At 45.8% G+C, this 14,618-nt stretch carries 15 protein-coding genes; 3 read left to right on the top strand and 12 right to left on the bottom strand.

What is annotated here, in order from left to right:
- Positions 1–40: 40 nt before the first annotated feature.
- Complete coding sequence (locus MHH82_RS41450) at positions 41–493, bottom strand: JAB domain-containing protein (RefSeq protein WP_340970945.1); 453 nt, start codon at positions 491–493, stop codon at positions 41–43.
- A gap of 423 nt (positions 494–916) precedes the next feature.
- Here MHH82_RS41450 and MHH82_RS41445 point away from each other — a divergent pair, with 423 nt between their 5' ends.
- From MHH82_RS41445 to MHH82_RS41435, 3 genes are all read left to right on the top strand, one after another.
- On the top strand, positions 917–1,660 hold the full coding sequence (locus MHH82_RS41445) for a DUF1385 domain-containing protein (protein ID WP_340970944.1): 744 nt from the start codon (positions 917–919) through the stop codon (positions 1,658–1,660).
- Positions 1,661–2,335: 675 nt separating this feature from the next.
- Positions 2,336–4,894 carry a helicase C-terminal domain-containing protein gene (locus MHH82_RS41440; protein ID WP_340970941.1) on the top strand — a complete coding sequence of 853 codons (2,559 nt, stop codon included), beginning with the start codon at positions 2,336–2,338 and terminating at the stop codon, positions 4,892–4,894.
- Positions 4,895–4,936: 42 nt separating this feature from the next.
- The gene (locus MHH82_RS41435; RefSeq protein WP_340970939.1) at positions 4,937–5,281 is read left to right on the top strand and encodes a replication/maintenance protein RepL; all 345 of its coding nucleotides are present in this window, start codon (positions 4,937–4,939) and stop codon (positions 5,279–5,281) included.
- A 276-nt stretch (positions 5,282–5,557) separates the two neighbouring features.
- Here MHH82_RS41435 and MHH82_RS41430 read toward each other — a convergent pair whose 3' ends face one another.
- The 11 genes from MHH82_RS41430 to MHH82_RS41380 form a co-directional block, all read right to left on the bottom strand.
- Positions 5,558–5,992: a hypothetical protein gene (locus tag MHH82_RS41430; RefSeq protein ID WP_036715705.1), complete on the bottom strand. Its 435-nt coding sequence runs from the start codon at positions 5,990–5,992 to the stop codon at positions 5,558–5,560.
- Between the two features lie 78 nt (positions 5,993–6,070).
- Positions 6,071–6,577: a MerR family transcriptional regulator gene (locus MHH82_RS41425; protein ID WP_111153764.1), complete on the bottom strand. Its 507-nt coding sequence runs from the start codon at positions 6,575–6,577 to the stop codon at positions 6,071–6,073.
- 398 nt (positions 6,578–6,975) lie between these two features.
- Complete coding sequence (locus MHH82_RS41420; protein WP_445662002.1) at positions 6,976–8,238, bottom strand: IS91 family transposase; 1,263 nt, start codon at positions 8,236–8,238, stop codon at positions 6,976–6,978.
- Between the two features lie 144 nt (positions 8,239–8,382).
- On the bottom strand, positions 8,383–9,348 hold the full coding sequence (locus MHH82_RS41415; protein WP_340970922.1) for a hypothetical protein: 966 nt from the start codon (positions 9,346–9,348) through the stop codon (positions 8,383–8,385).
- Positions 9,349–9,783: 435 nt separating this feature from the next.
- Positions 9,784–10,269: a hypothetical protein gene (locus MHH82_RS41410; protein ID WP_340970920.1), complete on the bottom strand. Its 486-nt coding sequence runs from the start codon at positions 10,267–10,269 to the stop codon at positions 9,784–9,786.
- Entirely contained in the window at positions 10,269–11,414 is a 1,146-nt protein-coding gene (locus tag MHH82_RS41405) for a ParM/StbA family protein (protein ID WP_340970918.1), read from the bottom strand. Before MHH82_RS41405 ends, MHH82_RS41410 begins: the two co-directional genes overlap by 1 nt.
- 98 nt (positions 11,415–11,512) lie before the next feature.
- A complete protein-coding gene (locus MHH82_RS41400; RefSeq protein ID WP_340970916.1) occupies positions 11,513–11,905 on the bottom strand; it encodes a hypothetical protein in 393 nt (130 codons plus the stop codon).
- Entirely contained in the window at positions 11,902–12,087 is a 186-nt protein-coding gene (locus tag MHH82_RS41395) for a hypothetical protein (RefSeq protein WP_340970914.1), read from the bottom strand. Before MHH82_RS41395 ends, MHH82_RS41400 begins: the two co-directional genes overlap by 4 nt.
- Entirely contained in the window at positions 12,084–12,461 is a 378-nt protein-coding gene (locus MHH82_RS41390; RefSeq protein WP_340970912.1) for a hypothetical protein, read from the bottom strand. Before MHH82_RS41390 ends, MHH82_RS41395 begins: the two co-directional genes overlap by 4 nt.
- A 329-nt stretch (positions 12,462–12,790) precedes the next feature.
- The gene (locus tag MHH82_RS41385) at positions 12,791–13,276 is read right to left on the bottom strand and encodes a hypothetical protein (RefSeq protein ID WP_340970909.1); all 486 of its coding nucleotides are present in this window, start codon (positions 13,274–13,276) and stop codon (positions 12,791–12,793) included.
- A 17-nt stretch (positions 13,277–13,293) separates the two neighbouring features.
- Complete coding sequence (locus tag MHH82_RS41380) at positions 13,294–14,607, bottom strand: bifunctional lytic transglycosylase/C40 family peptidase (protein ID WP_340970907.1); 1,314 nt, start codon at positions 14,605–14,607, stop codon at positions 13,294–13,296.
- Positions 14,608–14,618 lie beyond the last annotated feature (11 nt).

The following is a 14,618-nucleotide window of genomic DNA, read 5'->3' as shown; positions in this document are numbered from 1 at the left end:
ACCCGCTCCACCGGCCCGGCCGCAAAAGGCCGGCAATTTCCTAGAAAAACCCCTCCTTTTTTAAACTTAGATATGCATCATCAGCTAAGATAAGATGATCTAAGAGTATGATATCCAAAAGCTCTCCGATCTCGGCTAACCTTTTCGTAATACGAACATCATGTTCAGACGGCGTTGTAATGCCGCTAGGATGGTTGTGAAAGCAGATAAAGGAAGCCGCGTTATGAAGAATCCCACTCTTAAAAACTTCACGCGGTGTTACGATTGTAGCATTAAGCGTTCCTACGGACACCGTTTCTAGCCCCACGATCATATTCTTGACATTGAGCCACACTACAACGAACACTTCCCGATCGGGAAAACCTTGATATTCATGTTGCAAGTAAATCCGACAGATGCGTTCAGCATCGTCCGTATTACGGATAAACAGGTTGTCATAGAGAACATGACCATATTTGACTAACTTCACACGTTGAAGAGAGATTTTTTTCATCTTTGAATCCTCCCGAAGCTTTTTCTCTTACCGCCTGACAACAGCGCACCAGACCGGGGGGAGTCGGGTTGTAGGCTGCGCTCGGCGCTCAGCCGAAGTGCAGCCTGGAAGCCGACCTGCGGTGTCAAGGGTTAGGGGGCGTTAGCGGCTTGCCGCATACGGCCCCTTACTTGCGAAGCCCTTGACTCCGCAGCCCCGGTCTGGTAAGCCGGGGTCAGGCGGTTTTCGAACCTTCTGAGGCCGGCAGGCCGAATAATTAAATCCGAGGGCTTCCGGATGTAATCCGGAAGGCAACCTTTTGGGCGCACCGAAAAGCCTGCTGCCAGGTTCTGCCCATCATTGGGAGGAATCTCATCTGTGATTGTACTGCTTGGAACCGTATGGGATAATTGGAAATATAAAAGGACTCGGGAGGATAAAAAGATGATCGTCGATGTTAATGGAGGACGTGCACACATTAACGGGATCACTTACTATAGCGGCAACTATATTTCGCAGGCGACACGCAAAAACAATGAGATTGTCCTACACTTAAAGCAGCGTAAGATCATAAAAGATCGGTTCTATACGAAAATTCCCTTTCTCCGTGGGATATTCGCGTTCGGAGAGATTCTATTTCAATCACGAACAACGGTCATAGTCTGGATGGTGCTGTTGGCCATGATGTACGTAAATCGCCACTTGGATACACCATTTTTCTCTAAGCCCATGAGTAAAACCAGCGTAGTTTTGGCTATGGGCATCTTGGTTCTTAGTGCAATCGCACTCATCCGATTCACCCCGATCGGACGATACCATGCAGCTGAGCATATGGCTGAAAAGGTATACTCTAAAGGGGAAGCCTTGACTGTGGAAAATGTGATGAAGGAAAGTCGGGTTCATGAATACTGCGGAACCAACCTGGCCGTATTCGTCGTGGTTCTCTTCTTTTTTATTTTCTCCATAGGAACGCCGTGGTGGATAAGTGCATTGATTTCTTGGGTTCTAAGCTACGAGATATTTTTAACCAAAAGTAAAAGCTTACGAAAATGGATGACCCCCATGTACTGGCTGGGAGGCATGGCGCAGAAATATCTATTTACAGTTCCACCCTCTGCAAAAGAAATTGAAGTTGCAATACGTTCTTTGGAGCAGCTAGATAAACATGATGTTCATAAGGAAGGATAGATACCAAAGATAGAAAAGGCTCTGGTTAACGAATCACTGAAACATTTAAATTCTGTCCACTGGTTCGGAGGTCACTCTACCGGGTTATTCGTGCTTCGTGACATACGGGCAGATAAGCTAGAAGAATGGGACAACGGGGCTGGGAAAAGAAGCTGACGCTAAAGTTAGACTAGAAAAAGTAAAGGGTCACTGTGCGGAGACTCACATATGCGATGAGCTAGATGTACTGACAACTGATGCCACTCCTACCGCCCCCAAAAAAATAACCCGCCCAGGTTTACGGCCCAGGTGCGGGTTATTTTCATGCACTTGCTTGGAGGTATCCCACCCAAGTGTTGTACAGGGTGTTCGGCGGCCACCGGCTCCTTTTCTATCTTTATCTTATCACAGCCCTTTTTATTCCTCAATCTATGTAAATTATCCACATGATTTTAGAAGGTCCCCTGGAGATTATTAAACCGGAAACTCGAAAACCCAAACTATTAATGGTCTATTCCTCAAACAATACTTCTATAAGGAAAACGCGAAAATGAGATTAATGTCTTGATTAAGCCTCCCCCTCTGTAAAAGCTGGTTTCACGTCACATGGAGTGCAAGTGAAAAAAGAAAAAGGATATTGTAGAATTATATGGAAGACATTCGAGTCAATGATCAACCGTATAAGGAGGAACTGATGTGAGCTTTTACATTCCGGACGCGGATACACCCGCTCCTACAAGTGCCGTTTCCCTGTTAAATAAGTCAGTTAAGCGTGTCTCCTATGAACAAAGGACTACGGTGGAAGAGTATGAGGAAGTACGAGGCCAGCACCAAGATATCGCCATTGAAATGCCTGCCGGCCATGGAAAAACTCTCGTTGGCGGCGTAATTGGCGAATTTAACCGCTTATCCCAAAATTGGCGTGTCGTCTACGCTTGTGCGACCCGGCAGCTGGCGTATCAGTCGAGCGAGTTACTTCGATCTTATGGATATCAAGTGGTTACGCTGGTAGGTAAGACGGACAACTTTGACCCGATGGATTTAGGGAAATATCAGCGCGCCGAAGCTATGGTCGTTACAACCTATTCCCATGTGTTTAAAAGGAACCCAACATTTGATGATGCCGATCAGATTATTTTTGATGACGCCCATGCAGCTGAATACGCCATTCAGGGCTATTGGGGATTAACGATTAACCGGAAAGAATACACAAATCAGTTTATGAGTTTAATAAGCACTCTAGGAGATAGCATTGCTGACCATTTACGAGAAAAAATTCTGTATGGTACCTTTGACCCTGCAACTGATGGGGTTGACATCATTCCACAAGGGTTGTGGTGGCCAAAACTCTCTGAGATACGCTCAATGTTGGATGTTCATACGAATGACACCGCTCTCTATTTCCCTTGGAGCCGCATTCGTAACCACTTACAAGCTTGCCAAATCTACCTTTCGTATAATTCCATTACCATCTGCCCGATTTTACCGCCTAACTTGACTTACCCTACTTTTGCTCATGCTAAAGAGCGCATTTATATGACGGCAACGATCGGAAATGGCGGAGAGTTAGAACGAACCTTTGGTGTACGTCACATGCACCGAATATGTAAGTTTGATAAATTAGCTAACAAGTTGAGCGGAAGAAGACTCATTCTCTTCCCTGAAGATCACTTTAAGGAAGGTGATTTTGAAGCATCCATAATAAATGCGATTCAAATGCAGCCTCGCGTACTTTGTCTGTGTGCATCGGATCGTGATCTACTCACTATGGAAACTTTCTTTAAAGTGTTAGTACCGGAATACCGAATTTTCAAAGCGAGTGACGTGGAGGATTCATTAGTGGAATTTCGATCCTGTGAAAAAGGAATCCTACTACTCTCTCGTCGCTACGAAGGTCTGGATCTCAAAGAGAATGATTGCCGCCTTCAGATCTTTGTGGATTTACCGGTTGGTAATGATCTTTCGGACCGTTTCATGCAGGATCGTTTAAAAGCAACTGAGAGCTTTAACAGCCTACTTCTGACCCGAATTATTCAAGGGCTCGGGCGGTGTACACGTGGAAAAAACGACCATGTTGCGGTTCTCTTTCTAGGAAAACGTGTTGGAAAATACCTGTACAAAAATGAATTCAGAAGTATGCTGCCAGCTGAGATTGATGCTGAATTGGAGTTGGGCATTAAACAGATTCCACAGGTTCAGACCATAGAAAGATGGAACGCCTTGCTCACTGATTTCTTCCAGCAAGGAGAAGAATGGCAAAGGGCTGAAGCTTACATTCAAAGAACAACGGAGGAAAAAAAGAACAATCGTATCGAAAACCAGTTCAATACGGCATTCCAAAATGCGCTGAAGTATGAAATGGATTTTCTGTATCATCTCATGAATGAGGACTACGAATCTGCCCACCGTTCAGCGGATAAAGTAATGAAGGAATATTCAGCTCATACTCTGCTCAACGGGTATCGCGCTTGGTGGAATTACTTAACGGCTTGTTTGTACCATTTGCAAAACAATTCAGCTCGGGCACGGGATTATTATCAACGATCCATTAAGGCATCTACATACAAGCTTTGGTTGGATAAGCGGTTGCTGGGTGAATACAGCGAGGAAGATTATAATTACCCCGAACACGTTGAACTTCAACTCACAACGATGCTTGATAAGTTAGAGCCTTATATAGATCAACGCCCCCTATTTGAAATGAAATGGAAAAAAGTCATTGATGGCCTTTCAGCAACCGAAGCCAATTCGTATGAGCCGGCATTTCGGGATTGGGGAAGTTTTTTAGGTTATGATGCAGAGCGCCCCGAAGGATTAGGCACGCCTGATGGGATATGGCACCTTGGCTCGGCTTGGCCTGTTTTCGAAATGAAGACAGGCGTAGAAAATTCAGCCGGAGACATTGCCATGGATGATATACGTCAGACGGCGATGCACGCAGAGTACGTACGCCAGCACAAACAAGTCCAAGAAGGCGACGAAATCTTTACCGTACTGATCTGTCCAAAACGATCGGTGCCAAACCATGCAGCTCATGTGACGCAAAACATCTGGCTGGTTCACCCGCACGAAATTGCAGCTGCAGCTCAAAGAACGGACAGCGTGATACGGGAAACCTTGGATAAATGGAAGTCAACTAATCGTGAGGCGGCGAAGCATACATTGGCTCAATTACTCCATGAACAGGAATTAATCAGCGAAAAGCTTCATGCTATGTTCCGAAAACTCCCTTTATCTGATGTCATTGCGCAATGATTCTTCTACTTAATTTTAAAAAAAACCCCAAGGAACGGCTTCATGATTACTTATCTTTCCGCAATCATTCAGCTTATAGGCTCCTTGGGGAATAGAAAAATGCAAGTAGTCAAATACATACTTGCAAATATGGATAAATCAACGAATAGCCTTATTATAACCACAAGGGAGCTTTCAGAAAAGAGCGGCGTATCAATCAAAACCGTTGTCGAAACATTGAAAACCCTTGAAGAAGCTCAAATCATCGCGAGACGAACCGGGGCGATTATGGTTCATTCTAGCCTCGTTCATCGAGGCGGGGAGAGCAAAGAAAAATACTTACTCGCCCGGTTCCAAGAGTTTGATAACTCCGGCGCGCCGATCATGCAAGTCGAAGAAGATGATTGAAAGGAAGCCACACGCGGCTGCGTGTGGCATTTTTACGCCCCAATTCTCGGCCCCCCCGGGGCCTGCGACCAGCGCCGCGCGCTGGACTGCTGTTGCCTCCGGCGGCAGGGGGCCAGCCCCCTTTGAACCCCGGCCCTCGCCGGGAGGCAGGCCGGAAAACGTGTTTTCCGGGCTGCAAGAGGGTCGGCAATGGGAACCGCTCGTCAACCGGCTAACGCCGGTCCTCCGCTGCGCTGCGGCCCCTACGGGGTGACGGCTTCGGCTCTGCTTCTCCCGTCAGTACGGCGAACGCTCGTACTCTTGCCGGGCCTCCTCGATGGTTTTTTCGTCGAACGCCCTGTAGATCGCCCTTACAAGCTCCTGCGTCTGTTCTTCGCTGTAGCCAAGCCGTTTAGCTCCAAAGATTGCATAGCCAAGGCAAGCGTTATTTGACCAGTCGCCCTGGCTCCACATGTCGCGGTCGAGCAGCTTCCGGAGATATTCCGAACGGTTTCCCTCCGCGTTGTCGTCGAGATGCTCCCAGACGGCTTGGGGCAGCGTCAGCGAGACCTTTTTTGTAACGCCAAGGGTCGGCCTGCCGATCTGCCTGACGGCTACGACCTTCTGGCCGCTGGCGAGCTTATAGCGGCAACCGCTACATAAAACCAGTTTTTCGCCTTTGGCAATAAAGTCAATCACGTCATTTGTGCTGCCGCAATTCATACATTCCATATCATCATCCCCTATTTAAGTTACCTAAATTCTATCATTTTAAGTAACCTAAAATCAAGGGATTTAAGTAACTTTTATTCACCATAATTTCCACCAAGGCTTTTTCTGCTTCCGGAACTTCTCCAGCCGGGATTCCATGACCGCCCCGATCTGCTCGGTGACTTCCTCCCGGTGTTCGGCCAGCGCCGCCTGTAGCTCCTGCCGCACCATCGTTCTGACTTGCTCCGGAAGCTGCTGCATTGTCGCCTGAAGGACTTCCAGTGCAGCCAGCGCCTGCATTTGCTCTGTATTTTGCGGTACAATTTCGGTCGATGTTGCAACCTGTAAAGCCGCGTCGTTATCAGGTTTTTCGCCATTTTTGAAGGCGGTAAGTAAATCCTTAATTGCGCCGATGGAAAGCCCCTTTTTCCTCATAAGCTGAATCATCTTAAACCGTTCTATGTCCTGCTGGGTGTAAATTCTGGCTCCTTGGCTATCACGGGAAACAGCTAGATAGTCGGCAAATTCCCGTTCCCAATTCCGCAGAGTGGATTCGTTTATGCCTGTCAAAACGGTTACTTCGGAAATTGCATATATCCGTTCCATTTACAACCCCCCTGCAAATCGTTTACACCGCATCAGTGTTAAGAGAAACATTCGAGAAAGCCTACAAAAAAACCTTTATTTTTCGCTGTCGGGATGTATATAAGAAAAACGCCTGACGGCGTCCTTTAGTTCGTACGATTTAGTTCATACGTGCAAAATAGCCGGGTGTGGGGAACAATCTACATCCGGCTTATTTTCTTACGTCACTAATCCTGTACTCGTAACCATGAATTCCTTTGTAATATTCCGGGTACATGCCTCCTCCACATTCTTCGCAGCGGAATTGCGGAGGTACTGTTGGATCTCCATCATCCATCGCATCGAAATTTCGAACGACATTCAGCGGAATCTCTTCTGTTGTATGACATTGAAGACAAATGTAGGTTACTTTCGCTTTGCTATGCAGCCCGCTTTGCGGCTTTTTCTTTTTCTTCGCTACCTTTCGTTTCTTTGACACCGGCGACATCCCGAATCATCCTCTCCAGACATGCCTTTGAGGTGGAGCACACCGCGTACTTCACCTTCAACTTCCCATCCTCAAGGCAGGCTTCTCCCTTGTATTCGTAATAACTTTCGCATTTTGGGCAACATGGCGGCTTCCCCGTCTGCTCCTTGATCCGTTCACTCCACGTTCTGCGTTTTAATATCCGCTTTGCCTTGACAATCCATCTTCTCGCGGCTTTTTGCCACTCACTGACTAACTTCTTGCACAGGCTCTTGATCCGCCGCGAATAAACCTCGTAGTAACGGATCGTTTTGAAGTTTTCATCCGGAATATGCCGTACAAGTCTACCCATAAATTCTTCTACCGAAATCGTCTCGGTCTTCTCTTCCCCGTCATTCTTATCCCGGTAACGAAATGTCACCTTTTCTCCGTCATACGCTTCGATCCGGCTAACCGCTATCGCTGGTCTTCTCATGTATCGCCCGATATATCCGAGTTGCTGCTTGACGTTCCCTTTCTGTTTCGGAGCATGCACATAAAAGCCTTCTCCGTTCTCGCAGTAAGCTTTTTGCAAACGGGACTGCACTTGCTTTTTCTCTTGTTCACTTAACTTTCGACGAATCAGCTTCAAAACAACCGTCTGCCATTGCTTACGCAGCATCTCGAACGGAATAAAATCGTATGTTTTCCACTCGCCGGTCTTCTTCATTCCTCCCATCGTTACAAGCATATGTACATGAGGATTGAAGTTAAGCCGTGCCCCAAACGTATGCAACCCGGCTACGATTCCGGGAGTTACCTTATGTTTCTTCTCAAAATGTTCTTTGACTAAGCGTACCGCTTCATCCATAAATTCTTTGAGCAATTTTGCCCGATGGAGCAGAAAGATTTCCCGTAATCCTTCGTCGATCGTGAAGACGACATGGCGGTGGTTGACTTGGAATACATCTTGTTCCAGGAGACGTGCCCATTCCTCTGTTTCTCCGCATGAACAGGTCGTACAGAATCTTCCTTTACAACGATACGGAACGAGCCGTAGGTCATGACATCCTTCACATACCATCAGCTTAAAACCGTTTCTGGGATCCCCGCATCGACGGAACTTCTCTACTTCTTTCCGCACATTGGCACGCAGCTTGCCACCATGTTTTGCCACAAACCGATCCCAGTGCCCTCGCTCATCAAAGAAGATTCGTTTCAAGATGTTCGTCTCCATATCCTAACCTTACCAAAAACAGAAATAAGGCGGAAGACCTGCTTCCACCTCGAAATTTTATAAATTCTATAATGTTAAAAAGAACCAGCGACAGCCAAGATGCTATCGCTGGTTTCTTTTAGAAAGCTAAGCTTCCGTGATCGGCTATGATACATTCCGGACGTATACCCCTCTTGTTTTCCGTATAAGATAGCCAGTGGCCTCTAATTCCTGCAACGTCCGGCGAATCGTCGCTTCCGGTGTTTTTGACTTATGGAGTTTACCGGGAAATCTCTGTTTGATTCCCTCGTACACCCGTTCCGGAGAAATGACATCCATCGATCGAGTTACATGGATAACCGCCGTTTTCCAAGTGACATAGGCTTGACTGTCAATCTTCTTATAAACGCCTGGAGTGAGAATCCAAAGCTCTCCTGCCGGCTTATAATCAGTTTTAAAGAGGATGAGATGCTCCGTGACGACAGGGATGAAGTTTCCCTGATACGATTTCCGATAACTCATGGCATTATGCTGAACCTTCGTAAAATGACGAACCGGCACTCCTGGCCAAACCATCTCGCGTTGAATGCTTTTGATGTAACCCTTCCCCTTTACAACCATATCCCCAACAAGGACAGCTACGTAGCGGCTATGAGCAGCTGCCTTAATATTGACATGGCTCACTGCTGCGATAAATTGGTTCCAATCCATCCGACTCATATCCATGGGCTGCAAATGTTTTGGTAAATCGGAAGCATAATCGATCATATTCCAGTACGGGTAATGAAGCATGGTTAAATCAAAACCATAGTCGTGTAAATCCTGGTTTACAACATCAAATCCATCGTGAATGTCAGCTCCGACATAGGGAAGATCAAGAAACCGACACACGTCCCGACTTGTCCGCCCTCCCTCCATCGGGTCGTAGACATAAGGTTGAGAAATACCTGTCCGCTGAAGATATCGCAGCAGCTTCATTAACACATGGCCTGAGTAATTTCCACGATATTTTGCATTTCCAAAATCACCACGGTCTGGGAAAGATATAAGTGTGGTCAATTCATCCCAAGCGGGGTCCATGCCCAAGATAGGCATAGAAGCTCCTTGTTTGGATAGGGGTTGGCTTTGCATCCGTACATCGCTCCTTTGTCGTGTTCCTTACGCGGAAAACGATTCACATGAAGCGAGCGATGCAAGGCTGGGCGGTTCTTGAATAAGGAGATGGACGGGCGGTTTAGTCCGGACACTCCGTTCATCGGCAGTATAACTTCTCCCACCCCCGTAAGGGGGCTTGGCCTTGCTTCGCGGAAAGCGAAATGTGATAAGTTGGAGCGTAAGGAACACCGAAGATCCGGACCAATGACATCTTTCATCTATGAAAAGAGACCGCCCTCACCAAAGGTAAACCGTCTATTTTCATCTTTTAAAGATTCGCCGCACAAATCTTAGGAGTCAGTAAGTTAACTTTTATAGACTATATCGATGCGATAGCAGCTGCGCATCATCTCCTATATATACCCCATCATCAGGCAAAAAAAAAAGCACTCTTTCAATGAAAGAAGTGCTTTAATCGTCCCAATCGAGCATGCCAGCCGCAATATCTTGTAGTTCCTGTTTCGTCTCTTCGTCCGGAACCGAGGAATCGTTGGGTTCTTCTGTAGAAGCAGGGCTTATTTGAAGCCCACTTGCTTGCATACGACCCAGGAGCCGGCTCATGAGTTTTTCTAAAAGTTCTTCATTACCAAGAACACTCTCTTCAATTTGTTTCGTAGAGTTAGCAGGAAGCGCTCTGACTTCCTGCATACTCTCGCCTTCTGCACCAGGAATAGGCAGCCCTTCAGCGATGCGAATAAGATTGATGAGATAATTGCTGATTTTTACGCCTTGGCGTTTTTTTTCGTTCAGGAGATTCATGATATCCACTGTCGAATTGGATAATCGAAAGTTCACCAGATCCCCTATTTTGTATTCCTTGACCTTTTTTGGTTGTACGTCTTCGTTGTTGTTCAATTCTGGCTGATTATGATCGTTCCCCGGAGCTGACACACGCATCACGCCCCATATTTTTGTTTAGCAATTTTCCAATACCCAAATGCGTTTTGCAGCTGCGGATCGTTCTGATAATCGCTCATGTTTTTTGCATCGATAAATGTCAGTTCAATATTTCGGGATACCATATTCTTTTTCAGGTAGGGCTTAAGCAGCTTACCGCCACCACCGACAACGAAAAATTCCTGAATGCCATAATTTTTAGCCCACATCTTATCGATAATGTCCACAATTTTCTTAGCAAAGAAGTTGATTTGATCTTCGACTTCCTTGCGCAACGGATACTTCTTCCCACGAATCATAATTTCGTCAATGTCGTCCGCGATGATTTTATTCAAAATCTGATTTCGCGTAACATTGGCTCGGGTCGTATCACTCAACGCTTTTGCGATCCGGTCAATATAGGTGGCAATCCCTTCTTCCAGACCATCACTTGCAAGCGAGTCGGGCTTACCATTCACAATCACTGGAATGTCCGTTGTGAATGCCCCGATATCTATAACTCCGTATTCACCAACCCGCAGTTCCGGTCTAGCGATACCGTTGGCTTGTGCGTTCAGCATTTGGTTCATCACGACCGGTACACCTTCCGGAGCGACAGTAACATTCTCGATGATAATTTTTACTCTTCGTCCACGCGATCCATCGCCATTCATCAAGGTCACTTCAAATTCGCCAATCAGTCGTTGGGTCATTTTTTGCCGTGCTTCCTTAGTAAACTGCTTGATCGGCAAACCACAAACAACGCTGAACCGCGCTTCTTTTTTGCTGCGTGGAGTTTGATAAGCTAACAACGCAAGTAGCGGAATATGTATGTAGGGGTTGTCCGCTTTTTCGGTACCGACCACCGTCTCATCTTCTCCGGCAGCAATGGCGAAGTCTCCGCAGTAGAAACGTTCTTCTTCCCCGTTCATCGGCCGGATAATCACATCGAGATTGCGAAGCTGCTTACGTTTAAGCGGTTCCTTCTCGTCATGCTCCAAATCCAGGTCGAGATCCCCGCTAAGATCTTTGCGCACTTCGTTCAACATCCGGCGCGCAACAGCGTTTTTGATGGTAAAATGCTGCTTTTCATCAAGAACGACTTTCAAGCTGTCATTTCCTAAGTCCGCGCCAATCGGCAATGCAACATCAACATTTACTTGCATTTGGATTCCTCCTGTGGTGGATTTAATTTCATATCACATGTATATTATACCACACATATAAAAGTAAGACAATCTGTAAGACAAAAGATGTAAGACAATTAGTCGCGGATGATCAATCGTTCATATTTACTGTTGATGAATACATCATAAGCCAGAAGCGCTTTTTCCTTAAGCTTTTGCATCTCTTCGCCCGTAAGATACGGATGGTCCAGGGAATGAATCGCAATGTAGGTTTGGATAAAATCCTCCTTGGGACTATGCATGGATTTTACCTCAGAGAGCAGTTCCCCGTTCTCTTTATATTCCTCATGAGCTTGTAGTATTAAATAACACAGCAATCGAGTAACCGTGGTCTCCATGATATCTGCCAATTCATTGAGCATATGTTTTTTTGACAATCGCATACTCGGAATTAAGCGAGAGACTTCATATTGTCTTTTAGGTCTACCTCTACCACTTTTCGTAGACGTGGAAGAATCTTTCTTATTCATCCTTGGCCCCCCTCTTCGGCAGAAAGGTACTTCTGATACTCATACTCGATAATTTCCTCAAGAGCTGCTGCCTGGTTTTTGTTCAACAGCTCAGAAATCTCGATTAACTGATCCCTCGTCTTCTTCGGAACAAGAGCTTGAATCGATGTTTTTTTCTGCTTAAAGCGAATTTCCTTATTCACGGCTGAACAATCCTTTCATAGGCTCTTGAAACGAGATCCATCAACAGTTGAGAATGATTAAGATTAAGCTTCTTTGCAAGCTCATTAAACATATCTTTGTATTTTGCTCCAACTTCCAGGTTCACTCTCACGATCGGTTCAATGAGTTTCTGACCCGGATTTTTCTCTTCCCAGGCACCGGCCAATTCAAGGAGTTCGCCAAAAGTTGGATCAACGTTCTTTGGCAATTCCACATAATGAGGAACCACCAAACGTAAATACGTTTCTAACTGCTCCTGATCCTCCGGAAGAAGTGTAAGTTGAACTTTATGGTTTTCATTTATTTGAAGATCCGCGTTATAATTTTTAGTAAATAGCTCAATGGTGGTTCTCATAAAGATCCTCCTTAATATGTTCTAAACGAATTATATAACATATACAAACAACATGCAACATAAAAAAGAGTCCTACAGCATGTCCTAATCACACACTTGTAAGACTCTATGTAAGACAACACACGTTTATGATTAAATTTGCATCCAAAATGCTTTTTAACAACTTTGTCCGGCTTCCCTAAAGATCGATTTCTTCTTGGGACGCGATCCCTTAGTGGTACTCGAACCAAAAGTCCATGTTTTACATCACACCCCCCCCCTTGTCAAACGGGAGTGTTGCAAAATTCCTGCCACTAATAAGTCTTCGCTTTCCAGCCTTAGAATCCTCTTTATAATCCGCTAAAAAATTCTACATGATCCACTTTCCAATCATCGCCCTGGAATCGGATCAATACGGTTTTAAAAACATACCGTCTTTCACTCTCCAAGCTATTGAACACCGTCGAGAGAACAAATTCATTCAGGAACTCATACTGACGATCGTCAACCTGATATTTGTATGCCCTGAGATCCTTTAAAGAGGACTCGATCTGAGTATCCGGAGGTAACTCATCCCCTGAGGGATAGGTAGATCTATAGCCGGCCTCTGTCATGAGATCCTTCACCTGATCATAACGCTCTGAAGTCGAGTGGTAATTAAAGAAAGCTTTCAGGAATTTTTCGTTAACCCGTTCAACTTCATGATTGTCTTGGAGTACCTTGTTTAGTTGCCGCGCTTCTTGAAGCTTTATACTCCGGTCATAGGCGAAAATTACGAGTACAATAATGGCAGCCATCAGTACGATCGAGAAGATCGAGATTCGGATTACCCTCACGTCTTACCTTCCCCCTCTCATTGAATTCTCCGGAAACCAAGGAACGGATAGAGTTTTTTCCAAGTGTCCAAGCTTGCAATATTCACACCGGAATTCGATGCCTGAATAAACTTTCCATCTCCGATATACATCCCAACATGAGATACTCTTTCTTCGGTTGTTGTAAAGAAAACGAGATCCCCTGGCTTCGCATCCTGATCATTCACAGGTCTTGTTTTTTCATATTGATCCACAGCCCTACCCGTGATTTTGATCCCGATTTGGCCAAATGCATACTCGATCAGACCAGAACAGTCAAACCCACCATCTTTGGGTTCTCTCCCACCGAATACGTAAGGCATCCCCAAATAGCTCTTCATGATCGCAAACGCCTTTTCAAAGATGTCGCCTCCCGAGCCGCCGGCATATCTCAACACATGATCCACATAATCAACGTCTCCATAGCGGCTCCACCCCAATTGTCGCGCCATCATTTCGCTAAATTCAATGGCAACTTCCTTCGAATAACCGCCGCGTTGAAGTGCGTAGTCAATAAATTTAGCCCCAAAATTGTAAGCCTGTAAAGCTAACTTTACATCCCCTTTCGCCTGCCTAAGTCGATCTGCAAAGTAGCCTACGCCGACCTGTATCGAGTATTCCGGATCTGTGATAGTGTTTGGCGGCAACCCCAGCGACTCAGAACACTGCATCACGTCCAAGTAGTTTCCACCGGTTTCTTGTTGAATCATCGCCAAAATGATATTGACATAATCCTCAATCCCGTGCTCTTTCGCGTATTTACGAACCAGCGGTTCATACCTTAGCACATTAGGGCTTAGTGGCAAGTTTCCGCCGACATATCCTCCCCCGATCTCCCCACTCTCATCATACAGGAGAGCAAGTGCGCTGATGGCCTGATCACGTTGCTCGTCCGTAAAACCCAAATAGCTCATAACCTCCTCAAAGCTTCGGACGTGCTTAATGGTTTCGGTGTGCGATCCAATCAAATTCCCTTCCTCATCGTAATCATTCACCGTGATCTTCTCATACCATACAAAATCATCTTCCAGTTCCTTGGGTTTTAAATCGTCCTGGGCATAGTCATGTTTAGCCAGATCGATCGCAAGTAACTCCTGCCAAGGCATACCGTGTTCATTTGCAATGGCGTAATACGGCTTTAATTTGATTTGATCCAGTTCTTCACCCCAATCCATCCACGAAAATAATGAGGAAATGAGAGCCATCAAAAAGAGCGGGAGCATGGTCAGAATTAGCACAATGGTGAGGATCGCAGGCCAATGTTTTTTCGCAATCCCGAGCAGCTGCAACGCCATTTTAATCTTCATTAACATGACTTTTCTCC

The organism is Bacillus sp. FSL K6-6540 (assembly GCF_038007545.1).
This window is presented reverse-complemented; position numbering and strand designations above follow the sequence as displayed.